Here is a 24503-nt window from a genome sequence, read left to right as displayed (position 1 = left end):
AGGGTACCTGCGCGGTATTGTGTGCAGCGAAGCACTAGTTACGCGACAGAAAACGAGGCGCACATGTCCATCCGCACGAGCACCCGGCTTGCCGCCGTCATCCTGGCCACGACCATGCCGCTGGCAGCTTGCGTGGACCAACAAGAAGACCCGATTGGCGACGAAACCAGCCAGAACCTCGAAGAATCCGTCGAATCGAAGGTCAACGACAAGCCCACCTTCAACGTTGAGGAAACCGACCCGAAGGTCACCGACGAGCTCACCGGCAAGTCCGTCAAGGATCCGGCGATGGAGTTGTCGTACAAGTGGCAGGGGACGTCGTCGACAGGCGTGGGCACCGTGGTCGTTATCGCGGTGACCAACACGTCCGACGCGCCACTGCCTGTCGACGCCCTGAAGCCGGAACTGCGCTACAGCACCGACGGCTCCTCCTACACCGACGCCACGTATATCTCCAATGCGGAGAAGGCCCAGGTGGATGTCGTCGGCATCGATATGCCGCTCGGCCCGGGTGCCACCACGAACGCGAAGTTCCCCTTCGAGGTCGCGCAGGGCAACCTGTGGGACGCCGAGTTCACTGTTGGCAACGTCACATTCAAGGGCAATTTGAGCTATTAGACTGTCGCGCATGACAAATCCTTTGCTTGCGCCATCGACGTTGCCCTACAACCTGCCGGACTTCGCCGCAATCCGGCTTGAGCACGTGGAACCCGCCTTTGAACAGGCGTTGGTCAACCACGCGCAGGAAATTGCGGACATCACCACCCAAGACACCCCAACCTGGGAGAACACCGTCGAGGCCTTCGAGCTCGCCGGTGCGGACCTGGACCGTGTCATGGCGTGGTTCTTCAACCTGCAGGGCACCGATTCCACCGACGAGTTCGACGCCGTCGCCGACCGGATCGTGCCGAAGTTGTCTGCGCACGTGGACTCGATCTACCAAAACAGCGAGCTCTACTCCCGCATCCAGCAGGTCACGACGCCGGAGGATGAGGAATCGCAGCGGCTTCACGACGAACTCAAGCGCCGGTTCGCACGCCGCGGCGCCGATTTGGACGCGGCCGGCAAGACGCGCCTGCAGGAGATCAACCAGCGCCTGTCCGAACTGTCCGAACTCTTCGGCCGCAACCTGCTGGCGGATACGAAGAAACTCGCCGTGGAACTGACCCGCGAGGAACTTGAGGGCCTGTCCGAGGCACAGATCGAGGCCTACCAGGACGGCGAGCGCTTCGTCGTGCCGATCGAACTGCCGACCACCCAGTCCCTGCAGGCCGAACTCGAAAACTCGGGCGCGCGCCACAAGCTTTTCGACGCCTCCCGCGCCCGCGGCCGCGACACCAACGCCGACATCGTCGCCGAGTCGGTGAAGCTGCGCCTCGAGCGTGCGAAGCTGCTCGGCTTCGATTCGCACGCCGACTACGTCATCGCCGAGGAGACCGCAGGCAACGCGGCCGCCGCCCGCCAACTGATCGCGGACCTGGCGCCTGCCGCCGCTGCGAACGCCGAGGCGGAGCGCAAGCTCGCCTCCGAACTCGCCGGTGAAGACCTCGACGGCGCGGACTGGCCCTACTGGCAGGCGAAGCGTCGCGAGCAGGAACTGGGCATCGACGAAGCGGAGATCCGCAAGTACTTCCCGCTCGAGCAGGTGCTCACCGACGGCGTGTTCTACGCCGCCAACCTCCTTTACGGCATCACGGTGGAAAAGCGCGAGGACCTCAACGGTTACCGCGACGACGTGGACGTCTGGGAGGTGAAGGAAGAAGACGGCACTGGCATTGGGTTATTGCTGACGGACTACAACGCGCGTTCGTCGAAACGCGGCGGCGCCTGGATGAGCTCCTTTGTGGACCAGTCGCACCTGGCGGGCACGAAGCCGGTGGTGGTCAACGTCATGTCGATCACCTCGAACCTGCTCACTATCGACGAAGTGACCACCCTGTTCCACGAGTTCGGCCATGCTCTGCACGGCCTGCTGTCGGACGTGCGCTACCCGTCGAACTCCGGCACCAACGTGCCGCGCGACTGGGTGGAGTTCCCCTCCCAAATCAACGAGAACTACGCGTTCGCCCCGGAGATCGCCCGCAACTACGCGCGCCACGTGGACACCGGCGAGGTCATTTCCGACGAACAACTTGCCGCCCTGAAGGCCTCGCGTCAGTTCGGCCAGGGCTTCCTCACCGCCGAGTACCTCGCGGCCAGCGCGATCGACCTGGCGTGGCACTCGATCACCGAGGACACCCCGTCCGACATCCAAACCTTCGAGGAAGAAGCCCTGCGCGAGGTTGGCCTGGACATCGACGGGCTCGAGCCGCGCTACCGCTCCACCTGGTTCAACCACATCTTCGCCGGCGGCTACTCGGCGGGCTACTACTCCTACCTGTGGGCAGAAGCTCTCGACGCCGACGGCTACCAGTTGGTCGAACAGGAAGGCATCAACCGCGACACCGGCGCGAAGTTCCGCGAGACCATCCTGTCCAAGGGGTCCTCGCGCGACTACGCCGAGGCCTACCGTGCGTTCCGTGGCCGCGACAAGGACACGCGTCCGCTGCTGGAGCGTCGCGGCCTGGCGGGCTCCGACGTATCGGCATAGCCGGTTAACGGCCTGCGCTACGCTGGCGGCATGTCCCGCGGAAGTGTGAAGCATTGGTGCGCGGCTGCGGTGGTTGCCACGACGCTTGCGGCGTCGGTGGTTCCTGCAGTCGCGCCTGCTTCGCCTGCGTTGAATGCGGCGCAGGGTGGGCGGATTTTCGTCGATAATTTAGGCTCGGACCGCCTCACTGCCTGCACGCTTGGTTTCAACGACGTCGAGCACCGTCGCAGTTACACCGCCGCCCACTGCGTGGTACAAAACGAGCAGTACTTCCCCCAGGGTGCGCTGGTCTACCTTGCAGATAGCGCCGGCAAACAAATCGACGAGCCCGCAGGGTTGATCTTCCCCGCGCGGGCGTATTCGCCGAAGACGTCCGCCAACGACTGGGCGGTGATCTACTGGTTCGAAGACGTTCGTGTTGGCGGCAACCCGTATGGCGGGACGGTTGTGCCGGTGGAAAAGATCAGCAGCACCGACACGATCTGCTTCCGCGGGTACTCCACCCATGGGCGCTCGGATGCCTCGACGTGCGGCAAGTTCGTCGGCACGGTTGAAAACACCACGTACTTCGACGCGCCGAAGATGCCGGTGCCAGGTGACTCCGGTGGGCCGGTGTACATCCCGGGCCGCGGCCTGGTGGGGGTGATCTCGGGCGCGAACTATGTCGCGGGCGAGGATAACCATCAGTTGATTGGGTTCCAGCGCGCCAGTTCGCTCGACAGTGGCCCGGTGTACGGGGAGGAGCAGCTCGACGACTTTTTGGAGTACCAGTATTCGCTGCGCTACTCCACGACGATCACCAACCCGCCGGGTGGCACGATCACGTTGACGCCGACCTTGGTGCCGCGAAGGACGCCTGCGCAGGCGACGTTTGAGTCTGGTGCCGCGACGCCGACGAGTGTGCCGACGGTGGCACCAAGGCAGAAGGCGGTGGAGCAGGCGCCGTCGGGCCCGTCGGCGTCGCAAGTTATCGGGATCATTATCGGCATTTTGGTGGTTGTTGCCGCGGTGAGCCCGATCGTGATGATGGCGTTGAAAGCGGTCTAAATGGGCTGGTTAATGGGGTTGAGCCCGTGGTTGCAGGTGCCGCTGATTGTGGTGCTGGCGCTGCCGGCGTGCGCGGCGGTGTCCTATGTGCTGCTTTGGGTCGTCGACCGGCTCGGTCTAGGCTTGGGCACCATGGCCAACCCTGAAGAGCTGCGCAAGCAGGATCAACAGCTGCCCAAGCCGCAGCGTAAGTACCCGCAGTCGCGGGTGACCCAAGCAATGTGGGTGCTCATCGCTCTTGTCATTGTTGCTGCGGTGATCGGCGCGCTTTAGTTGCGTATCGACGCCTCCGCCACCGCCTTAAACAACTCCATCTCCGGTAGGTGTTCGATGAGCACGGGGGTGCCGGTGGCGTCGCAAAGCGGCATGCGCCAGTTGGTGTACTGCTCGCCGTTGGTGCCGGGCTGGTTTTGAATGCGCTCGTCGCCAACCATGTCCACCAGGTTCGTACACGTCATCGCCGATGGGGTGGAGGCGACGAAGCGAGTCAGTCCCGTGATCAGTGCGTCAGTGTCCCCGGCGCAGGTCAGCGCACCTTCCTCCTTCGCGAGTGACAGCACCTGGTCGATCCAGGTGCGGTCGGTGGCGTTGAGGTGCTCCACGGGGTCGTCGACAAGCCCGAGCTCATGGCGCAATTCGTTGTGTGCACCCTTGAGGTAGCCAGCGGTGGGCGGCAGGTCGTGCGTGCCCACAGCCGTAAGCGCCAGGTGGCGGTACTGCTGCGAGGGGCGCGGCACGCCCGGCGGGATGGATTCGAACCACAGCACCGAGGTGCCCAAAATGCCCTTGTCGCGAAGGAAGTCCTGCACCCACGGCTCGAACGTGCCTAAGTCCTCGCCGACGACGACTGCCCCGGCGCGCTGCGCCTCCAACACGAGGGTGCCCACCATGGCCTCAAAGTCGTAGTTCATGTACACCCCGCCAGCGGGTGTGCCGGCGCGCGGCACCCAGAACAGGCGGAACAGTCCGAGTACATGGTCGACGCGGATCCCGCCGCTGTGGCGCAGCGCCGTGCGCAACAGGTCGCGCCACGGCCCGTAGCCGGCCTCGGCGAGCTGCTGCGGGTTCCATGGCGGCTGCGACCAGTCTTGGCCTTTTTGCGAGTACTGGTCCGGGGGAGCTCCCACCGACGCATCGGACACCAACACCTCGCGCAGTGTCGCCGCGTCCGCGCCGCCAGGGTGGATGCCCACCGCAAGGTCCGTCATGATGCCGATCGACATCCCGGCAGCCTTCGCACGCTCCTGGGCGAGGCGCAGCTGCTCGTCGGCGATGAACTGCAGCCACATGTAGAACTGCACGAGGTCCTCGATGTCGTCGCCGGCGTGCCGCGAGCGATGCTCCGGGTGGTGCTCCGGGTGGTGCTCCGACTCGGCTGCCTGGGCGGCGCACCAGGTGGCAAACTCGCGGAGGCCCTCGCCCTCGTCCAGACAGAACAGCTCAAAGTCGTGGGTGCGCGCGGCATCGGCCTGCGAGGCCCAGAACAGCTCGCGCAGCGCCGCCAACTTCGCGGCGAACACCCGGTCGCGATCCAGCGGCGCCGGCGAAGTGTTCAGGTCCTTCAACGGCGCGGCCAACTCGGCGATCGCCGCACGAAGATTGTCGTCCACCAGCTCGAACTCCGGCACCTGCTCCACCGCGATGTAGAGCGGGTTGATAAACCGGCGCGAGGTGGGCAAATATGGCGAATCCTCCACCGGCGGCACCGGCTGGGCGGCGTGCCCCGGATTGATCAGCAAATAATCGGCCCCCTGCGCGGCGACCGTCTCCGCGAGCAACGCCAGATCCCCAAAATCGCCCAACCCCCACGAGGCAGCCGAGCGCACCGAATACAACTGCGCCATCACGCCCCAGACGGGGTGCTGGACGACACGGGAGTTCGTCGACAAGCAATCGGGCACCACGAGCAACGTGCACACCGCATCAAAATTGTCCGACTCCAAGTGCAGCTCGTGCCAGCCCGGCGGCAGATCCCCAGGCGTATGAAACGTCGCCTCGCCCCACACCACACCATCTGAAGCCGTAAACGGCGGCGCCCAATTCTCATCCTGGTAGCACTCCCGCGAGGAACCATCCTCCAGCCGGATCCAACAATGCGCCGGGTGCCCGTCGTGCACGTGCACGTTGAAGTGCTGCTCGTGTCCCTCGGTGGCCACCACCGTCGGCGGCAAGGGGCGCGTCGCCCAGTGTTCGCGCCGGGCATCGAGGTGGAAGTGGAGTTCCTCGTCGGTGGGGTCGTCGTCAAGCGAAAGTCCCAACGCCCGCAACAACGCCACAAACGACTCCGGCGGCGGCGACACCATCCGGCCGTCAGTCGCGCGATAGGAGGTGCCAAAGCCATAGGACTCGGCGAGGGCGTGCAGCAGTTCCACGTTGGTCACGCTTCCGCATTCTGCCAAAACGTCGGTAATGTTGGGCACCATGCCATCGACTTCTCACACGACGGAACTTGGATTCACCCTCAAAGACACCGACACGTGTCTGAACCGGCTCATCGAGACGTGCGAGACACACCCGCACCTCGTGCTGTTTTCGCGCCCCCGCAACTACGAATGGGTATCGGTCACGGCAGGGGAGTTCCTGCAAGAGGTCTACGACGTAGCCAAGGGCCTTGTTGCCGCAGGTATCGAACCCGGCGATCGCGTGGCCATCCTGTCCAGCACGCGCTACGAATGGGCGCTGCTCGACTTCGCCATCTGGGCCGCCGGCGCCGCATCTGTGCCGATTTACCCGTCGTCGTCGATGCACCAAATCCAGTGGATCCTCGAAGACTCCGGCGCGAAAATCGCGTTCACGGAAACGCGCGACCACACCATGCTTATGAGCCCGTTCCTCCTCGGCGAGGACGGCACCCCGCGCATGGCCGACTCGACCTCGCAGCTGCAGCGCATCTACGAGTTCAACTCGGCCGCCGTGGAGCAGATCAAGTTTGAGGGCCGTGAGGTGGAGCAGTCGCTTATCGACGACCGCGTTGCCGCCACCCGCCACCCCGATCTGGGCTCCATCGTGTACACCTCCGGCACCACCGGCCGCCCCAAAGGTGTGGAGATCACCCACGGCAACTGGGCGTACCAGGCGTGGGCGCTGCTGGAAAACGAGATCGGCTCCGTGTCCTTCCCGGGCCAGCGCATGGTGACGTTTTTGCCGCTGGCGCACGTGCTCGCGCGCGCGGTGGCGCTGGCGTGGACGATTTCGGGCGCGACCCAGTCGCACTGGTCGGATACTTCGACGTTGACCGTGGAGCTGCAGCGCGCACGTCCCAACCTGGTCATCGGCGTGCCGCGCGTGTTTGAAAAGGTGCGCGAGGGTGCGTACAACAAGGCCGCCGACGGGTCTGCGGTGGGCAAGCGCATCTTCCTCGAAGCTGAAAAGGCCGCGATTGAGTACTCCAAGGCGCTGGATACGCCGGACGGCCCGTCGCGCGTGCAAAAGGCGAAGGTGAAGCTCTACGACAAACTGGTCTACGCCAAGATCAAGGAGGCCATGGGTGGTTCCGTCTGGTACGGCATCACCGGCGGGTCGGCGATGAGCTCGGACCTGTCGCACTTCTTCCGTGGCATGGGCGTGCCGATCTACGAGGGCTACGGCCTGACCGAAACGTGTGCGGCGGCGTGTGTGAACAACGCGCACAGCAACAAGATCGGCACCGTTGGCCGCCCGGTCAATGGCTACTCGGTGCGGATTAACGACGACGGCGAGATCGAATTCAAAGGCCCCGGCGTGTTCTCCCAGTACTGGCGCAACCCGGCCGCAACCGAGGAAGCGCTTACGGATGGCTGGTTCAACACCGGCGATCTTGGCGAGGTCGACGAGGACGGCTTCGTGTCCATCACCGGCCGTAAGAAGGACCTCATCGTCACCGCCGGCGGCAAGAACATCTCCCCGGGCCCGCTGGAGGAGATCATCCGCCAGGACCCGCTGATCTCTAACGCGTTGGTGGTCGGCGACGGCAAACCGTTCGTCGGCGTGCTGGTCACCCTCGACGAGGAGGAACTGAAGCGTTGGAAGGCGAACCACAACATTCCGGCGAACAAGAAGGTGTCCGACCTTGCGCAGGACCCAGCGTTGCGCGCCGAGGTGCAAGACGCGGTGAACATGGCAAACGCGACCGTCTCGCGCGCGGAGGCGATTAAGAAGTTCCGCATCCTCGACCGCGACTTGTCGGAGCAGCACGACGAGATGACGCCGACGATGAAGGTGAAGCGCAATGTGGTGTTCCAGCGTTTCCAGGAGGACATCGACAAGCTGTATCAGCGTTAACGGCGCGCCTACCCTCATCGGCTCACGGTGTGACATAGCATCCCGTTTTGTCACTTCCACAGTCCGTTTTAAGGGGGTTCACGCCGTGCACAAAACTGCAGCCGTGCTGCGTCACCGTGAACTTACCCAGGAGATTTACAACATCGGTGACGAGGTTGCGGAGTACATCGAGCACGTCGCCGAGTCGATTGCGGACTATGACGGTGAGCTCACTGAAGATTGCCTGGCAGAGTTCGAGGAGATTGTCGACGACGCCCGCCAGGACGCCCGCCGCATCGTCGCCGAGTTAATCGGCCTGCGCCAAGCGCTCACCTCGGGCCGCGCCGCCGGCTACCTGTCGGTGGGGGTGCGTCCAGAGGAGCGCATCCCGCAGCCTGAACTTCTCGACGCCGCCGGCCTCAAAGACCTCTTCCCACTGAAAGCGCCGTTCTCGGTGCAGACGATGCACGACGCGCTCGTTGGCCGCACCGAACTGGTGGTGCAGCACTTGGAGGAGATCGTCTCGTTTACGCTCGAGCAGACCGACATGGTCGCCCGCGAACTCGGCGTGGTCTCGCTTCCGCACCTGTACGCGCGGGTCGGCGAGATCGTCGAGGAAGCCGTGATCGGCTGGGTGGAAACCGTCTGCTTGGACCACCCGGCGTTCGTGCGCACGATGCGCGGATCCAACCCGCCGGAGTTTTTGGAGGAGCGCGCCCGCATCGACCGCATTGTGGCGAAGGTGGCGGCGAAGCGTTCTCTGCGCGGGGCTTAGGTGGGGGTTCCGTGATGGATTCCTTCGGCGTGTATATCCACGTGCCGTTTTGTGCGACGCGCTGCGGCTACTGTGACTTCAACACGTATACGCCCACCGAGGTGGATTCCTCGCACGCGCAGTACCTCGACGCGCTGGAGCGCGAACTCGAGCTCGCCGCCGCCCGCGGCCTGCCGGAAGCCCAAACCGTGTTCATCGGCGGCGGCACCCCGAGCCTGCTCGGCGCGCAAGGCCTCGGCCGCATCCTGGGCGCCATCCGCAACACCTTCGGCATCGTGGCCGGCGCGGAGATCACCACCGAGTCCAACCCGGAATCCACTAGCCCCGACTACTTCGCGGGCCTGCGCGATGCTGGCTTTACCCGCGTCTCGCTCGGCATGCAGTCCGCCTCCACACCGGTGCTCAAAGTCCTGGACCGCCAGCACACCCCGGGCCGCGCCGTCGCCGCCGCCCGCGAGGCACTTTCGGCCGGGTTCGAGCACGTGAACCTGGACATGATCTACGGCACGCCCACCGAAACCGACGACGACGTACGCCGCACCCTGGATGCCATCCTTGCAACCGGCGTCGACCACGTCAGCGCGTATTCGCTCATCGTGGAAGATGGCACCGCCATGGCGCGCAAGATCCGCCGCGGCGAACTGCCCGCGCCGCAAGAGGACGTCTACGCGGACCGCTACGAGATCATCGCCGCAACACTGGAGGCCAACGGCTACGACTGGTACGAGGTCTCCAACTGGGCCAAACCCGGCGGCGAGTGTCGCCACAACCTCATCTACTGGCACAACCAGAATTGGTGGGGCGCAGGCCCCGGCGCGCACAGCTTCGTCGACGGCGAGCGCTTCTTTAACGTCAAGCGACCCGAGCGCTACGCGCAATTGCTTCACGACGACACCCTGCCCATCCAGGACACCGAAACCATCACCGCAGACGAAGCCCACATGGAGGCGATCATGCTCGGGCTTCGCCTGCGTGAGGGGATTCCGGCCGGGTGGGTTGGGGATCGGGCGCGTGGGGTCGTCGATAAGCATGTGCGCGCGGGGCTCCTAGAGCGGGGAGAGCGCTTGCGCGTGACGGATACCGGCAGACTGCTTGCAGACGGCATCATCACCGATATCCTGGCAGCCGAGTAAGGAGGCGATCATGAGCGCAGCAGACGAGCGGCGCCAAAAGGTGCTGCGGGCGATCGTGGCGGACTACATCGCCAGCCAAGAACCCGTCGGATCCAAAGCGCTGGTGGAGCGGCACAACATGGGGGTGTCGTCGGCCACGATCCGCAACGACATGGCGGTGCTTGAGCAGCAGGGCTACATCTCGCAGACGCACGCCTCGTCCGGGCGCATCCCGACCGAGGCCGGCTACCGCAAGTTCGTGGATGCGCTCCACGACGTCAAGCCACTGTCCGCCGCCGAGCGCCACGCGATTTTGGACTTCCTCGAAGACGGGGTGGACCTCGAAGACGTGCTACGCCGCTCCGTGCAACTGCTGTCGCAGCTGACCCACCAAGCCGCCGTGGTGCAACTGCCGAACCTGTCCGCCTCGCGCGTGAAACACTGTGAGGTAGTCGAACTCACACCAACGCGCCTGCTGCTCGTGCTGATCACCGACGCCGGCCGCGTTGACCAACGCAACGTTGATCTCGCCGCGCCAATTGGCGACGACGGCGTGCGCATCCTGCGCGACCTCCTCAACGACGCACTTGTGGGCAAGACCATGCGCGACGCGTCCGCCTCCCTCGCCGGCGTGGCCGTCAGCGCCCCGCCGCACCTGACCGAACCCACCACGCGCGCCGCCGAAGTGCTCATCACCACACTTGTCGACGCCGCCCCCGACCGCCTCATCATCGCAGGCTCCTCAAACCTGCTCGTGCCCTCCGGCGGCCTCCAGGACGTCATCGACGCCCTCGAGCAGCAAGTTGTCGTACTGAAACTGCTCGCCGGCGCCCAAGAACTCGAACGTGTCTCCGTGCGCATCGGCCGCGAAAACGAAGACGAGGAATTATCCAGCGCCTCAATTGTTACAACAGCGTACGGGGCAGGCGACGCAGCACTCGGCGGCCTCGGGGTAGTCGGTCCAACCCACATGGACTACCCCGGTACCATGCAGAAGGTTGCCACCGTGGCTCGTTACATCAGCCGCACACTGCGGGGTGAATAGAAGGGAAGATATGGCTCGCGATTACTACGGCATCCTCGGCGTGGACAAGGACGCCACCGAGCAGGAGATCAAACGGGCGTACCGCAAGCTCGCACGCAAGTACCACCCGGACGTGAACCCGTCCGAGGAGGCCGCCGAGAAGTTCGCGGAGATCGCAGCAGCCCAAGAGGTGCTGCTGGATCCGCAGAAGCGTTCCATCGTGGACCGCGGCGGCGACCCGATGGAGGCCGGCGGCGGCATGGGCGGCGCCGGTTTCGGCGGCGGTGGCCTCGGCGATATCTTCGAGGCGTTCTTCGGCGGCGGCGGTGGTGCTCGCCAGCCGCGCTCGCGCGTGCAGCCGGGCAACGACGCGCTGCTGCGCACCTCGATCACGCTCGCGGAGGCGTTCACGGGCGTGAAGCAGGACGTCACCGTGGATACCGCGGTGCTGTGCGACAAGTGCCACGGCTCCGGCTCCAAGTCTGAAGCCAAGCCGGTGACCTGTGACGTCTGTCAGGGCCAGGGTGCGGTCCAGGAGATGCAGCAGTCCTTCCTGGGCAACGTGATGACCACCCGCGAGTGCCCCAAGTGCCATGGCTTCGGCGAAGTGATCACCGACCCGTGCGCCCAGTGCGCCGGCGACGGCCGCGTGCGCGCCACCCGCGACCTGGTGGTCAACATCCCGGCCGGCATTAATAACGGCATGCGCATCCGCATGGCGGACCAGGGCGAGGTCGGCCACGGCGGCGGTCCCGCCGGCGACCTGTACGTCGAGGTGCACGTCGAGCCGCACCCGGTGTTCGTGCGCGACAACAACGACTTGCACCTGCGCCTGACTGTGCCCATGTATGACGCGGCGCTGGGCACCGAGCTCACCGTGGAGAATCTCACGGGCGACGAGACCCGCATCGAGGTCCCCGCCGGCACCCAGCCGGACGACCGCGTCGTGCTTTCCGGCGAGGGTATGCCGCGCCTGCGCCAGGAGGGGGCCGGCGACATGATCGCCCATATCGAGGTCACCGTGCCTACTGCACTGTCCAACGAGGAGCGCGCCGCGCTCGAGGACCTGCGCGCCGGCCACCCGGAGGACCCCAAGATCCACTCCGAGGGCGGCGAGCACGGCGATGGTTTCTTCTCCCGGATGCGTGATCGTTTCCGCCGATGAGCTTGCCCTATTTTCTTAGCGACGACCCCACCTCCGGCATCATCGAAGGCCCCGAGGCCAAACACGCCCACGTCAAGCGCATCCAGCCGGGTGAGCGCATCATGCTTTTCGACGGCGCCGGCAACCGCGCCGAAATCACCGTTACGCGGGTGGATGCCTCAAGGGTTGAGGGGGTCGTCGATAAGCATGAGTTCGTGGAGCGTCCCACGCCGCGCGTGACGGTTGTGCAGGCGATCCCGAAAAGTGAGCGTGCGGAACTTGCCGTCGACCTGGCAGTCCAAGGCGGGGCGGACGCGATCGTGCCGTGGATTTCGCACCGCACGATTGCGCGCTGGCCGGCGAACAAGCAGGCGAAACAGGTGGAAAAGTGGCGCTCGCAAGCGCTGTCGAGCGCGAAGCAGGCGCGCCGCGCGTGGGTGCCCGAGATCCACGAGCCGGTGACCACGAACCAGTTGTCCGAAATACTGCGTGATGCGAGGGACGAGCGTCACGCGCTCGTGTTGCATGAAGACGCCACCGTAGCGCTGCGTGAGGTTACCTTCGGCGAGGACATCTGGCTCATCGTTGGCCCCGAAGGCGGCATCGGGCAAGACGAACTCGAACTGCTCGGCGCGGACGCCGTGAAACTCGGCCCCGAAGTCCTGCGCACCGCAACAGCAGCGTTCGCGGCGCTCAGCGCGATCGGCGCGCTGACAAACCGCTGGTAGGGTAAACGCACATGGAAGAAATGGTGACGCGCAAGGTCGAACTCGACTCGGCGTACGCACAATCCGTCCTCGGCATCAACGACAACAACCTCCAACTACTGGACCGCTACCTGGACGTGAGTTTCCACGCCCGCGGCACCACCTTGTCGGTGCGCGGCACGGCCGCCCACGTGGCGCACGCGCTGCGCGTGGTAGAGGAGCTGGAGTCCATGGCGCGCCGCGGGGTGCCGCTTCGCCCTGACACCGTCGTGGAGGCGGTGAAACTCATGGAGATGGAAGCCCCCGGCTCGGTCGCGGACATCCTCGGCGAGGAGATCATTGCGCGGCGCGGCAAGGTTATCCGCCCGAAGACTGCCGGTCAGCGCCGCTATGTGGATGCGATCGACGAGAACACGATCACCTTCGGTATCGGGCCTGCCGGCTCCGGCAAGACGTACCTTGCGGTGGCGAAGGCCGTGCAGGCACTGCAGAACAAGCAGGTCAAACGCATCATCCTGACGCGTCCCGCCGTAGAGGCCGGTGAGAAACTCGGCTTCCTCCCCGGCACGCTTTCCGACAAGATCGACCCGTACCTGCGCCCGCTGTACGACTCGCTGCGCGACATGATGGACCCGGAAGCCATCCCGAAACTCATCGAGGCCGGCATCATCGAGGTCGCGCCCCTGGCCTACATGCGCGGGCGCACCCTGTCGGACGCGTTCGTCATCCTTGACGAGGCCCAGAACACCACCGGCGCCCAGATGAAAATGTTCCTCACCCGCCTCGGGTTTGGTTCGAAGATGGTGGTCACGGGTGATACCTCCCAGGTGGATCTGCCGCGCGGCACCGTCTCGGGCCTGCGTGTGGCGCGTCGTATCTTGAGCGACATTCCGGACATTTCGTTCCAGGAGATGCGCGCCGACGACGTTGTGCGCCACCACCTGATTTCCCGCATCGTGGCCGCCTACGACCACCACGATGCCCAGAACGCGCTGCGCTACGAAAAGCGGCAGCAGAAGATTGAAGCAGAGCGCGAAGCGGAGGCAGCGCAGTGAGCATTGAAGTCTTAAACGAGTCCGGCGAGGCGGAAGTCAACGAGCAAATGCTTATCGACGTCGCCTCCTACGCCCTACGCGCCGTGGACGTCCACCCCGACACCGAAGCAACAATCACGCTTGTCGACGAAGCCACCATGGCCGACCTCCACGTCCGCTGGATGGACCTCGAAGGCCCCACCGATGTGATGAGTTTCCCCATGGACGAGCTCACCCCGGGTGGGGGACGGCCCGACGCGGACATGCCGGGGCCTGCGATGCTCGGCGACATCATCCTGTGCCCGGCCTACGACCGCAAACAGGCAGAGATGGCCGGCCACGACCTCGCCCACGAAATGGCACTGCTGACCGTCCACGGCGTGCTGCACCTGCTCGGCTACGACCACATCGAGCCGAAAGACGAACGGGAAATGTTCGCGCTGCAAAACGAGATCCTCGCCGACTGGTACGACGACCTGGCCCGCCGCGGGGTGGCATACCAGCCGAAGCCGACCGGCCCGCACGCCTTCCCGTCCGCAGCTGACCGCGACGAGCTAGACAAGCTGATGAAGGGCGCCGAGTGACACTCACCATCACCTTCGCAACGATCACCGTCGTTGCGCTACTGCTCTCCGGCCTGCTCGGTTCCGTCGAATCTGCCCTGGCCCCCATCTCGCGTGCCCGCGTGGAAGGCATGGTCAAGGATGAGACGCCGGGTGCAGATGCGTTGCTGCGCGTCGTCGATAATCGCGCGAATCACATCAACACCCTCGTGCTGCTGCGCACCGTCTTAGATGTCATGGCGGCAGTCTCAGCGGCGATGCTGGCCATGGACGTCATCGCGTCAGATGCGTGGGCGATTGCGGTGGCGGTAATCGTCGTGACGCTGCTGCAATTTTCCATCATCGGCGTGTTCGCACGCACCGCCGGCAAACGTAACCCGTACACCATCTCGCTCAAATCCGCCCAAGGCCTGCACATCTTCCACACCGTGCTCGGACCAGTGGCGAAACTGCTCATCTGGATCGGCAACCTGTTCCACCCAGGCGAAGACTTCCGCAACGGGCCATACGCCACCGAAATCGAACTGCGCGAAATGGTCGAAGTCGCCCAAGAAAAAGGCGTGGTGGAAACCACCGAAGGCCGCATGATCCAAAACATCTTCGACCTCGCCTCCACCACCGCCCGCCAAGTCATGGTGCCGCGACCCGAAATGGTGTGGATCGAAGGCGAAAAACTCGCCCGCCAAGCCACCGCACTCATGGTGCGCTCCGGCCACTCCCGCGTGCCCGTCATCGGCGAAAACGTCGACGAAATCATCGGCGTCGCCTACCTCAAAGACATGTTCACCGACCGCGGCGCGCCCGTCGACCCGAACACGCCACTGACCGAGTTGATGCGCCAACCGATGTTCATCCCGGACTCCAAGCCGCTCGACCTGCTGTTGCGCGCGATGCAGCAGCAGAACACCCACATCGCGGTGGTTATCGACGAGTTCGGCAACGTCGCAGGCCTGCTCACCATGGAAGACCTGCTTGAAGAAATCGTCGGAGAGATCACCGACGAATACGACGAAGACGAAGAAGCCCCCATCGAAGAAATCGACGAGCGCGTCTTCCGCGTCCAAGCGCGCCTGCCTCTCGACGACCTCGTGCACTACCTCGCCGACCACCTCGACTACACGCTGGAGTACTCGGAGGAGGTCGTCGACAATGTGGACACCGTCGCCGGCCTGCTGTCGTACGAACTCGGCCGCGTGCCCCTTCCCGGCGCCTCCATCCTGCGCGACGGCATCCGCTACACCGCAGAAGGCGGCCGCGACCGACGCGGGCGCATCAAGACCCGGACCGTCCTCGTCGCCGTCGGCGAGGAACCCGAAAACGGGGTATCGTAGCACCTGTAACCAACCGAAAGGAGTTCCACCATGCGAGCAGTTCGCTACTACGGCCAGAAGGACATCCGCGTCGAGGAAATCGACGCCCCGGTTGCAGGCAAGGGAGAGGTGCTCATCGACGTCGCCTGGTGCGGCATCTGCGGCACTGACCTGCACGAGTACCTCGAAGGCCCGATCTTCTGCCCGAAGCCTGGCCATCCGCACCCCATCACCGGTGAGGAGCCGCCGATCACCCTCGGCCACGAGTTCTCCGGCGTTGTTTCGGCGCTCGGCGAGGGTGTCGACGACCTCGAGGTCGGCCAGCACGTTGTCGTCGAGCCGTACGTCCTGCCGGACGACGTCGACCCGAAGGAGCCGGGCCCGTACAACCTCCACCCGGACGTGAACTTCATCGGCCTCGCAGGTGGTGGCGGCGGCCTCTCCGAGAAGATCGCTGTGCAGCGTCGCTGGGTTCACCCGATTTCCAACGATGTTCCGCTCGACGAGGCTGCGCTCATCGAGCCGCTGTCTGTCGCCCACCACGCATTCGTTGCGTCTGAGGCGAAGGAAGGCGACGTCGCCCTGATCGGTGGCGCTGGCCCGATCGGTGTCCTCACCGCTGCTGTAGCGAAGGCGTACGGCCTGACGGTTATCGTCTCCGAGCTCTCGGAGCTGCGTCGCCAGAAGGCGCTTGACGCAGGTGTCGCCGACTACGCGATCGACCCGAGCGCAACCGACCTCAAGGCAGAGGTTGACAAGATCACCGACGGCAAGGGCGTCGACGTCGCATTCGAGTGCACCTCCGTCAACGTCGTGCTCGACCAGCTGATCGACTGCCTGAAGCTCAAGGGCACCCTGGTCGTCGAGTCCATCTGGTCGAAGAAGGCCGAGCTGGACATCCACGCGCTCGTGATGAAGGAACTGACCATCCGCGGCATCATCGGCTACGCCCACGATCACCCGCAGACCATCAAGTTGGTGGAGTCCGGCAAGATTGATCTGAAGCCGTTCATCACCGGCAAGATCGGCTTCGACGGTGTCGTCGACGAGGGCTTTGACACCCTGATTAACCGCAACGAGACCGCAGTGAAGATTCTGGTGTCGCCGGAGCTCTAAAATGCTCCTATGAGCAATATTCTCTCGATCCAGTCCGCCGTCGCGTTTGGCCATGTTGGCAACTCGGCGGCGGTCTTTCCTTTGCAGCGCATCGGCCACGAGGTGTGGCCGGTGTACACGGTGAACTACTCCAATCACACGGGTTATGGTGCGTGGGAGGGGCCGATCATTCCGGCCGCCGACGTTGCGGCGGTGCTCAAGGGCATCCGCGACCGCAATGCGTTCCCGCTTATCGACGCCATCCTCACCGGCTACCAGGCCTCCCCGGAAATCGCCGACGTGATCGTCAGCACCGTGCGCGACATCAAGGCTGAAAACCCGGATGCGCTCTATGCGTGCGATCCGGTGATGGGTTCGGCGAAGTCGGGCTGCTTCGTGGCGGATACGATCCCGCCGCTGTTCCGCTCGACGATCGTGCCGGCGGCGGACATCATTACGCCGAACCAGTTCGAGTTGGGCTACCTCACCGAGCGCGACGTCACCGACCTGGATTCGACCCTTGCCGCCGTGGACGCGGCCCGTGAGATGGGCCCGTCGACCGTGCTGGTGACTTCGGTGGAGCGCCCCGAAACGCCCGAGGATGCGATCGAGATGATCGCCGTGGACGACAACGGCAAGTGGATCGTGCGCACCCCGCGCCTGCCGTTTAAGCGCAACGGCTCCGGCGATGTTACTGCAGCGCTGTTTACCGGCCACTACGTGCGCAGCCACGACGCAAAGGACGCGTTGGCAAAGACCGCCTCCTCGGTCTACGACATGCTGCGCCTCACCTTCGAGGCCGAGACCAACGAACTCCAGCTCGTCGAGGCCCAGGAGTTTTACGCCAACCCGCAACTCCAGTTCGAGGTCGAAGCCCTCTAACCGGTTTCAGGCACACCGCGTCACCCGCTCACCCGGGCGGGTTTTTCGCGTTTTCGGGGCCGGGTGAATCGATCAGTCGAACAGCAGCTCCATCGCCCCCGTCACGGTCGGCACTTCGGTCCCGTTGGGTGCGATCCAGCAGATGCGCCCGTTCGGGTTGTCGATGTGCCCGCGGATCGCCCGCCACCGGTCGTCGTCGTTGACTCCGTTGTGGTAGGCGCACAGTTGCGCCAGATTGTCTATGTTGGTCATCCCGCCGTGCTTCCAGGCGTGCATGTGGTGGGTTTGGGTGGTTTCGGCGGAATGCCGGCAGTCGGGGAAGGCGCAACGTGGCGACATCAACTTCGACATCGTCCGCTGCTTCCCATTCGCCAGCCGCTGCGTCCGGTACAGGTTCACCGCACCTTTCTGCGGGTGGAAGGCGGCCACCTCGAGCACGTCGCCGAACTCACGGGTGAGAAACTCGGCGCCGGTCATCGTGGTGCCGTCGGTAAGTACAAGTTCGACGTCGTCGCCGCAGCCGTCCATGATGCGGGTGTAGGCCTGGATCGGCACCAAAATCATCGGCCGCAGCGCCGCGCGCGGCACCCCGCCGCCCTCGCGCAACAGGCGGAACAGTGAGCCGGCCATCTGCTCCGCAGCCGGCCGATCCTCATCGATCATGGAACGCAGCGTGTGCTCCAAGTCGGCCAGATCGCGCTCGTTGTACGTCAGCGTCATGGTACGCATGCCCTCACGCGAGCGCGTGAACCGGCAGGAGGGTTTGGGGGCGGTCACGGGGACATCGATAAGCCTGCTGATGCGCTTCGACAACGAGCGAAACGAACCACGATGCCGCACCAGATCCAACCGGATGCGCCACCGCTCAGCAGCCGAGCCCACCACAACCAACTTCTTCTCGATGAGCACCAACTGGTCGATCGGCAACCCCTCCGCCAACGCCAGCGCATCAGCCTGCTTGCGCGTGAACTTGGTCGGGCCATAGTACGTATCGAAGACGCGGGCGAGGTCGCGCGCTCGTGTCGTCGATAAGCCAGCTGCAACTGCGGCCTCCCGCGAGAACCCGGCGAGCATCCCCACGCCCGCTTGACAAAACTCCAAAAAATCCATGCACCCGACGCTAGAAACCCACCGCAACCCCCACAAGACCCCACAAAAAATCTGTGGATAACTCCCACACCACCGAAAAAGTTATCCACAACGGTAGGATGCGCACCATGATTGATTTCCCGGACAACCTGCCAGAAGACGCGATCGCTCACGGCGGTTTCACAAACACGCCGGACGGGTTCAAGTCGGGCTTTGTCAGCTTCGTCGGCCGGCCGAACACCGGCAAATCCACGCTGACCAACGCGCTGGTGGGGGAGAAGATCGCCATCATGGCCGACCAGCCGGAAACCACGCGCCACCCGATCCGCGGCGTGATCAACCGCGACGGCGCGCAGGTCATTGTGGTGGACACGCCGGGGATTCACCGCCCGCGCACGCTGCTGGGCGAGCGCCTCAACGACATTGTCAAGGACACGTTCGCGGACGTCGACGTGATCGGCTTTACCGTGCCGGCGGACGAGAAGATCGGACCCGGCGACCGCTTCATCCTCGAGGAGATCCGCAAAACGAAACCGAACACGCCGATCGTGGGCATTGTGACCAAACTGGACAAGACCGGCAAGGACGCTGTCGGCGAGCGCCTGCTCGAACTGCACGACCTGCTCGGGCCTGACAGCGAGGTCGTGCCGGTTTCTGCAACCGCTGGTGTGCAGACGGACACGCTGCTGGACATCCTGATCGAGCATCTGCCGGAAGGTCCGCGTTTCTACCCGGAGGGCCACACCACGGATGAGGATGTGGAGACGCGTATCGCCGAGTTGATCCGTGAGGAGGCGCTGCGCGGTCTTCGCGACGAGCTCCCGCACTCCGTCGCCGTACAAATCGACGAAATGTACCCGGACCCGAACAACCCGGAGCGCACCATGATCTACGCGGTGCTGTATCTGGAGCGCCCGGGCCAAAAGCGCATCATTGAGGGCCCGGACGGACGGCGCTTAAGCGGCATTGTGCACCGTGCGCGCAAGCAGATCATCGACCTGGTTGGCCAGAACATCTACCTGGACGTGCGCGTGAAAATCCTGAAGAACTGGCAGCAGGATCCGAAGGCGTTGGGCCGGCTTGGCTTCTAGGCCGTCCTGGCGCGATCGCGCCTTTGTGGTTCGCACCTACGATTTCGGTGAGGCGGATCGCGTGATCGTCCTGCTGACCCGCAACCACGGCCTGGTGCGCGGGGTGGCGAAGGGCGTGCGCAAGGTGAAAAGCCGCTTCGGCTCGCGCCTGCAGCCGTTCGTGGATGTGGATGTGCAGGTCTATCCGGGCAGAGGCTTATCGACGATCACCGGCGCCGACACCGTCACCTACTACGGCGCCCGCATCATCGACGACTTCGACCGCTACGCCGCCGCCTGCGCCGTCATGGAGGTCGCCGAGAAGCTCTCCTACGACCAGGGTGATCCGGAACTGTTCGCGCTTGTGCAGGAGGCGCTAACCAACCTGCAGACCGACCAGCACCCGACGCTGGTGCTCGACGCGTTTATGCTCAAGGCCACCGAGCACGCCGGCTGGGGTTTAAGCCTGTTCAACTGCGCGGACTGCCAGGCCCCGGGCCCACACAAGGCGTTCAACGCCACCGTCGGCGGGGCGGTGTGCAACAACTGCCGGCCCACCGGCTCGATGGATGTGGATCCGGAGACGCTGCACGATATGTGGTTGTTGCGGGGAGGTTACGGGGTGTCGTCGATACGCGTTGCGCAAATTCACCGCGCGACCGTGGCGCACGTGCAGCACAACCTTGAGGCCGGGCTGAAGAGTCTGAAGATCATGGAGCAGGCATAATAAACGCCCATGGGCGCACCGAAGATTGACAAGAAGTTCATCCCGAAACACATCGCACTGGTGATGGACGGCAACGGCCGTTGGGCGCAGCAACGGGGCTTGAAGCGCACGGAGGGGCACAAGGTGGGCGAGGAAAAGCTCATGGACGCCGTCGATGCCTGCATCGAACTTGGTGGGGTGGAGTGGCTGTCCGCCTACGCGTTTTCTACGGAGAATTGGAAGCGCAGCCCTTCCGAGGTGCATTTTTTGATGAACTTCACCCGCGACGTGTTGCGCCGCCAGCGTGACGAGTTGCATGAGAAGAACGTGCGCGTGGTGTGGTGCGGGCGTCGCCCGAAACTGTGGGGCAGCGTGATTGAGGAGCTTGAGGTCGCTGAGGAGCTCACGAAGCACAACACGGGGCTCACCCTTGCGATGTGCGTGAATTATGGCGGTCGCGCCGAGCTCACCGACGCAGTGCAGGCGCTTATCGACGACAACGTGCGCCACGTCGACGAAAAAACCATCCAGCGCTACCTGTATCGCGCCGACATGCCGGACGTGGACCTGTTCTTGCGCCCGTCGGGGGAGCAGCGCACCTCAAACTTCCTGCTGTGGCAGTCGGCCTACGCGGAGATGGTGTACCAGGACGTGCTGTTCCCGGACTTTACTAAGCAGGACCTGTGGGACGCGGTGCTGGAGTACGCGAAGCGCGACCGGCGCTTTGGTGGTGCGGTAGATAAGTTCGATAACTAGCGTTTGGCCTGGCAGTCGCGGCACACGCCGTAGATTTCGGCGTCGTGGCCGACGAGTTCGTAGCCGTAGTGCTTCGCCATCACCTCGGCCCATCTTTCTACCGGGCCGCCTTCGATTTCCTCGCTGCGGCCGCATTTGGAGCACAGCAGGTGATGGTGGTGGTGGTCGGCGACGCAGTCGCGGTAGAGCGTTTCGCCTTCGGGGGAGTACAGCACGTCCACCGCGTCGACCTCCGCGAGTGATTGCAGGGTGCGGTAGACAGTGGTCAGCCCCACGGATTCGCCGTTGTCGGTGAGGATCTCGTGGATGGTCTGTGCGGAGGCGAATTTGTCTAAGCCACGCAGCGTATCGACGACCGCCGCGCGCTGCTTAGTCATCCTCGGGCCAAGCTTCGGGACCGGACGCGTGCTGTGTGGGCGGTGTTTCATACCGGGCCAGCTTAGCCGGGATGGCGCTCGACTGGGACGAGGCCTAGCCGGATCTTGCCTAGTGCTGATTCGGGCTAGTCCTGGCCCGGCACCGACGTGCGCCGGGTTGTGTCAGCGGCCGGCGCGTAGAACTCGCAGGCATGGTCTACGAGCGCGTGGATAATCCGGATCACGGTGGGGTTGGCAAGTTCGTAGGCGACTTCGCGGCCGCAGCGTTTGGCGGCGACTAGGCCTTCGTCGCGAAGCACCCGCAAATGCTGCGACACCAGCGGCTGCGACTTCCCCAAAATCCCCACCAACTCATGGACCGCGCGCTGTGAATCGTGCAGCAGCAGCAAAATCCGAAGACGCATCTCCGAATCCAGCACTCGGATCAGTGCGGCAGTGTGGTCTAACTCCTCCGGCGAAAAGCGAAGGTCGTCACGCATGGGCGGCCCCTTTCGACGACAGTCCTACACAGTTGTCACACAGTTTACTCGAAGCAGGCGTAAAGGTGGGACTTATGTCCAAAGGGTCGTCTGCGTCGTCGCAAAGTGAAACGGCTAGACTGATCGACGTATTTTGGCAACCGTATTACACGCAGGAGATTGTGATGCCCGCATCCAAGATCGAAACCGTCGTCAACCTCTGCAAACGCCGTGGTTTGGTGTACCCCGCAGGTGAGATTTACGGCGGAACACGCTCCGCGTGGGACTACGGCCCACTCGGCGTCGAGCTGAAAGAAAATCTCAAGCGCCAGTGGTGGAAGCACATGGTGACCTCCCGCCCCGACACCGTCGGCGTCGACACCTCTATCATCCTGCCCACCCGCGTGTGGGAAGCCTCCGGTCACGTCGAGGTGTTCACCGACCCGCTCGTTGAGTCGCTGTACACCAACAAGCGCTACCGTGCCGACCATCTGATCGAAGCGTACGAGGAGAAGCACGGCCACCCGCCAGCAAACGGGCTCGCCGACATCAACGACCCGGAGACCGGCCAGCCGGGCAACTGGACCGAGCCGAAGGAATTCTCCGGTTTGATGAAGACCTACCTCGGCCCCGTCGACGACAAGGAAGGCCTGCACTACCTGCGCCCGGAGACCGCGCAGGGCATCTTCGTTAACTTCAAAAACGTGATGACGTCCGCGCGCCTCAAGCCGCCGTTCGGCATCGCCAACATTGGTAAGTCGTTCCGCAACGAAATCACCCCGGGCAACTTCATCTTCCGCACCCGCGAGTTCGAGCAAATGGAGATGGAATTCTTCGTCAAGCCAGGCGAGGACGAGACGTGGCACGAGTACTGGATTGAAAACCGCTTCAACTGGTACGTCGACCTGGGCATCAACCCGGATAACCTGCGCCTGTACGAGCACCCGCAGGAGAAGCTGTCGCACTACTCCAAGCGCACCGTGGACATCGAGTACGCGTTCGGCTTCACCGGCTCCAAGTGGGGCGAACTCGAGGGGGTGGCCAACCGTACGGATTACGATCTGAAGACCCACTCCGAGGCGTCCGGCGAGGACCTGTCGTACTACGACCAGCAGAACGAGGAGCGTTGGATCCCGTACTGCATCGAGCCGGCCGCTGGCCTGGGCCGCGCCATGATGGCATTTCTTATCGACGCCTACGATGAAGAAGAAGCACCCAACGCCAAGGGCGGCACCGACACCCGCGTCGTGCTGCGCCTGGACCGTCGCCTCGCGCCGGTGAAGGTTGCCGTGCTGCCACTGTCGAAGAAGCCGGAACTCGCCGGCCCCGCCGAGGAGCTGGCCACCAAGCTGCGCCAGTACTGGAACGTGGACTTTGACACGTCGGGTGCGATTGGTCGTCGTTACCGTCGTCAGGACGAGACCGGCACCCCGTTCTGCGTGACCTACGACTTTGACACCCTCGAGGACAACGCTGTGACCGTTCGCGAGCGCGACACGATGGAGCAGGAGCGCGTGCCTCTCGACGAGCTGGAGGCCTACCTGGCCGCCCGCCTGATCGGCTGCTAATGCACTACGTCAGCTGGGATCGCACGGACCGCGACGCGCCGAAGTTGCTCGCGGAGGCCGGACCCGAGGTGTTGGGTGTGTTCTCGCACGACCACGCCGTTGTGGGCGGCGACGAGTGGCAGTTGGTGTCGCACCCCGAATCGGGTGCGGTGGCGACGCGCCGCGGCGAGGAGATCGTGCGCACGTCGAACAGTTTGAAGCGCGCGAAGCGCATCGATGTGGTGATCGAGGGCCGCGCCTACGCCTTTATCCCGGAGACCTCCAAGAACTGGGTGGTTGAAGACGCGCACGGCGAAAAGGTCGGCCAGTTCACCCAGGACCACAACGGTGTGCGTAAGGCGATCCTCGAGTTCGAGGGCGAGACCGACCTGCCGCTCACGCAGGTCGCGGGCCTTGCGTGGTTGACCCGCGAGGTGCTTGAGGCCCGCAAGATGGTCAACTCGACCGCGCTGATCAGCACCTTGGTGTTCTTGTCGCTGTTTATTGTTGTGGTGGCGATGCTGTGATTTGGCAGGGCGCCACGCTTCTCGACGACTCCCGCACCCGCGCCACCGCCACCACCGACACCATCACCGTCGGTGGGGCATTGCCGAGCGCCGTGCTGCGCATCACTGCCGGCAGCGCGCGCCGGTTTAAGGCCGTCGATGTGGATACGGGCGGGGAGTATGTTCTGCGCAAGGCCGGGTTTACGGTGGCGCGCTACACCGCGGATTGCGACGGGCGCCGCTACACCCTGAACCGTTCCGGCCTGCACCGCGAGATCCGCGACGCCGCCGGCACGCTTGTCGCCGTGACCCGCGGGAAGGCCTCTGGCGACCTCCACGTCGACATCAAGGCCGGTGTTGACGCTGCGGCCGAGGCCGACCTGCCCATGGAGGATCTTGTTTTCATGACGTGGGCGTTGACCTTCGTGGACACGCCGACGCGCCGCACCCGCATCTAGCGCAGCACAGCGCC

The 24503-nt window shown here is 64.3% G+C and carries 25 protein-coding genes; 21 read left to right on the top strand and 4 right to left on the bottom strand.

Features of this window, described 5'->3' with window-relative positions:
* Positions 1 to 63 precede the first annotated feature (63 nt).
* Genes CCOY_RS09140 through CCOY_RS09125 form a run of 4 tightly spaced genes read left to right on the top strand, consistent with a single transcriptional unit; the run spans position 64 to position 3910 of the window.
* Positions 64 to 618, top strand: coding sequence for a hypothetical protein (locus tag CCOY_RS09140; RefSeq protein ID WP_070484906.1), 555 nt, complete (start codon positions 64 to 66; stop codon positions 616 to 618).
* Between the two features lie 10 nt (positions 619 to 628).
* On the top strand, positions 629 to 2590 hold the full coding sequence (locus tag CCOY_RS09135; RefSeq protein ID WP_092100463.1) for a M3 family metallopeptidase: 1962 nt from the start codon (positions 629 to 631) through the stop codon (positions 2588 to 2590).
* A gap of 30 nt (positions 2591 to 2620) precedes the next feature.
* On the top strand, positions 2621 to 3637 hold the full coding sequence (locus tag CCOY_RS09130; protein ID WP_143028420.1) for a trypsin-like serine protease: 1017 nt from the start codon (positions 2621 to 2623) through the stop codon (positions 3635 to 3637).
* Positions 3638 to 3910: a hypothetical protein gene (locus CCOY_RS09125; RefSeq protein ID WP_070421342.1), complete on the top strand. Its 273-nt coding sequence runs from the start codon at positions 3638 to 3640 to the stop codon at positions 3908 to 3910. It begins immediately after the preceding gene.
* Here CCOY_RS09125 and malQ read toward each other — a convergent pair.
* Complete coding sequence (gene malQ / locus CCOY_RS09120; protein ID WP_425284092.1) at positions 3907 to 6060, bottom strand: 4-alpha-glucanotransferase; 2154 nt, start codon at positions 6058 to 6060, stop codon at positions 3907 to 3909. The two genes, CCOY_RS09125 and malQ, sit on opposite strands and share 4 nt — an antisense overlap.
* Here malQ and CCOY_RS09115 point away from each other — a divergent pair.
* The 11 genes from CCOY_RS09115 (at position 6059) to pdxY (ending at position 17522) form a co-directional block, all read left to right on the top strand.
* The gene (locus CCOY_RS09115) at positions 6059 to 7897 is read left to right on the top strand and encodes an AMP-dependent synthetase/ligase (protein ID WP_092100459.1); all 1839 of its coding nucleotides are present in this window, start codon (positions 6059 to 6061) and stop codon (positions 7895 to 7897) included. The two genes, malQ and CCOY_RS09115, sit on opposite strands and share 2 nt — an antisense overlap.
* An 85-nt stretch (positions 7898 to 7982) precedes the next feature.
* Complete coding sequence (locus tag CCOY_RS09110; protein ID WP_070829423.1) at positions 7983 to 8651, top strand: hypothetical protein; 669 nt, start codon at positions 7983 to 7985, stop codon at positions 8649 to 8651.
* Positions 8652 to 8665: 14 nt separating this feature from the next.
* The gene (gene hemW, locus CCOY_RS09105; protein ID WP_167594530.1) at positions 8666 to 9784 is read left to right on the top strand and encodes a radical SAM family heme chaperone HemW; all 1119 of its coding nucleotides are present in this window, start codon (positions 8666 to 8668) and stop codon (positions 9782 to 9784) included.
* Positions 9785 to 9791: 7 nt separating this feature from the next.
* Positions 9792 to 10808, top strand: coding sequence for a heat-inducible transcriptional repressor HrcA (gene hrcA / locus CCOY_RS09100; RefSeq protein WP_167594529.1), 1017 nt, complete (start codon positions 9792 to 9794; stop codon positions 10806 to 10808).
* 10 nt (positions 10809 to 10818) lie between these two features.
* Positions 10819 to 11952, top strand: a complete 1134-nt coding sequence (dnaJ, locus tag CCOY_RS09095; protein ID WP_092100453.1) for a molecular chaperone DnaJ — start codon at positions 10819 to 10821, stop codon at positions 11950 to 11952.
* The gene (locus CCOY_RS09090) at positions 11949 to 12659 is read left to right on the top strand and encodes a 16S rRNA (uracil(1498)-N(3))-methyltransferase (RefSeq protein ID WP_092100451.1); all 711 of its coding nucleotides are present in this window, start codon (positions 11949 to 11951) and stop codon (positions 12657 to 12659) included. The genes dnaJ and CCOY_RS09090 overlap by 4 nt, the downstream gene beginning before the upstream one ends.
* Positions 12660 to 12670: 11 nt before the next feature.
* Positions 12671 to 13693 (top strand): PhoH family protein, encoded by a 1023-nt coding sequence (locus CCOY_RS09085; RefSeq protein WP_070421347.1) that lies wholly within the window; start codon positions 12671 to 12673, stop codon positions 13691 to 13693.
* On the top strand, positions 13690 to 14256 hold the full coding sequence (gene ybeY / locus CCOY_RS09080; protein ID WP_092100449.1) for an rRNA maturation RNase YbeY: 567 nt from the start codon (positions 13690 to 13692) through the stop codon (positions 14254 to 14256). The genes CCOY_RS09085 and ybeY overlap by 4 nt, the downstream gene beginning before the upstream one ends.
* Positions 14253 to 15566, top strand: a complete 1314-nt coding sequence (locus CCOY_RS09075; protein ID WP_092100447.1) for a hemolysin family protein — start codon at positions 14253 to 14255, stop codon at positions 15564 to 15566. The genes ybeY and CCOY_RS09075 overlap by 4 nt, the downstream gene beginning before the upstream one ends.
* A gap of 30 nt (positions 15567 to 15596) precedes the next feature.
* Positions 15597 to 16661, top strand: a complete 1065-nt coding sequence (locus CCOY_RS09070; protein ID WP_070421350.1) for a 2,3-butanediol dehydrogenase — start codon at positions 15597 to 15599, stop codon at positions 16659 to 16661.
* Between the two features lie 9 nt (positions 16662 to 16670).
* Positions 16671 to 17522, top strand: coding sequence for a pyridoxal kinase PdxY (gene pdxY / locus CCOY_RS09065; RefSeq protein WP_070613979.1), 852 nt, complete (start codon positions 16671 to 16673; stop codon positions 17520 to 17522).
* 72 nt (positions 17523 to 17594) lie between these two features.
* Here pdxY and CCOY_RS09060 read toward each other — a convergent pair whose 3' ends face one another.
* Entirely contained in the window at positions 17595 to 18632 is a 1038-nt protein-coding gene (locus CCOY_RS09060; RefSeq protein ID WP_143028419.1) for an HNH endonuclease signature motif containing protein, read from the bottom strand.
* A 107-nt stretch (positions 18633 to 18739) separates the two neighbouring features.
* On the opposite strand from CCOY_RS09060, the gene era reads away from it, so the two are divergent.
* Genes era through CCOY_RS09045 form a run of 3 tightly spaced genes read left to right on the top strand, consistent with a single transcriptional unit; the run spans position 18740 to position 21143 of the window.
* The gene (gene era / locus CCOY_RS09055; protein WP_208856565.1) at positions 18740 to 19702 is read left to right on the top strand and encodes a GTPase Era; all 963 of its coding nucleotides are present in this window, start codon (positions 18740 to 18742) and stop codon (positions 19700 to 19702) included.
* Entirely contained in the window at positions 19692 to 20408 is a 717-nt protein-coding gene (gene recO / locus CCOY_RS09050; RefSeq protein WP_092100441.1) for a DNA repair protein RecO, read from the top strand. Before era ends, recO begins: the two co-directional genes overlap by 11 nt.
* Before the next feature lie 9 nt (positions 20409 to 20417).
* On the top strand, positions 20418 to 21143 hold the full coding sequence (locus CCOY_RS09045) for an isoprenyl transferase (RefSeq protein ID WP_070453547.1): 726 nt from the start codon (positions 20418 to 20420) through the stop codon (positions 21141 to 21143).
* Here the strand turns inward: CCOY_RS09045 and CCOY_RS09040 are convergent.
* Positions 21140 to 21571 (bottom strand): Fur family transcriptional regulator, encoded by a 432-nt coding sequence (locus tag CCOY_RS09040; protein WP_092100439.1) that lies wholly within the window; start codon positions 21569 to 21571, stop codon positions 21140 to 21142. The genes CCOY_RS09045 and CCOY_RS09040 overlap by 4 nt on opposite strands.
* Positions 21572 to 21645: 74 nt before the next feature.
* On the bottom strand, positions 21646 to 21999 hold the full coding sequence (locus CCOY_RS09035) for an ArsR/SmtB family transcription factor (RefSeq protein ID WP_070453541.1): 354 nt from the start codon (positions 21997 to 21999) through the stop codon (positions 21646 to 21648).
* A 164-nt stretch (positions 22000 to 22163) separates the two neighbouring features.
* On the opposite strand from CCOY_RS09035, the gene CCOY_RS09030 reads away from it, so the two are divergent.
* The 3 genes from CCOY_RS09030 to CCOY_RS09020 are packed head-to-tail and all read left to right on the top strand — an operon-like array spanning position 22164 to position 24489.
* Positions 22164 to 23546, top strand: a complete 1383-nt coding sequence (locus CCOY_RS09030) for a glycine--tRNA ligase (protein ID WP_092102782.1) — start codon at positions 22164 to 22166, stop codon at positions 23544 to 23546.
* Positions 23546 to 24052 carry a hypothetical protein gene (locus CCOY_RS09025; RefSeq protein WP_092100437.1) on the top strand — a complete coding sequence of 169 codons (507 nt, stop codon included), beginning with the start codon at positions 23546 to 23548 and terminating at the stop codon, positions 24050 to 24052. The genes CCOY_RS09030 and CCOY_RS09025 overlap by 1 nt, the downstream gene beginning before the upstream one ends.
* A complete protein-coding gene (locus CCOY_RS09020) occupies positions 24049 to 24489 on the top strand; it encodes a hypothetical protein (RefSeq protein ID WP_092100435.1) in 441 nt (146 codons plus the stop codon). The genes CCOY_RS09025 and CCOY_RS09020 overlap by 4 nt, the downstream gene beginning before the upstream one ends.
* Positions 24490 to 24503: the final 14 nt, after the last annotated feature.

Origin of the sequence: Corynebacterium coyleae (genome assembly GCF_030408635.1) — a bacterium.
In the GTDB taxonomy this organism is placed as follows: Bacteria; Actinomycetota; Actinomycetes; order Mycobacteriales; family Mycobacteriaceae; genus Corynebacterium; species Corynebacterium coyleae.
This window is presented reverse-complemented; position numbering and strand designations above follow the sequence as displayed.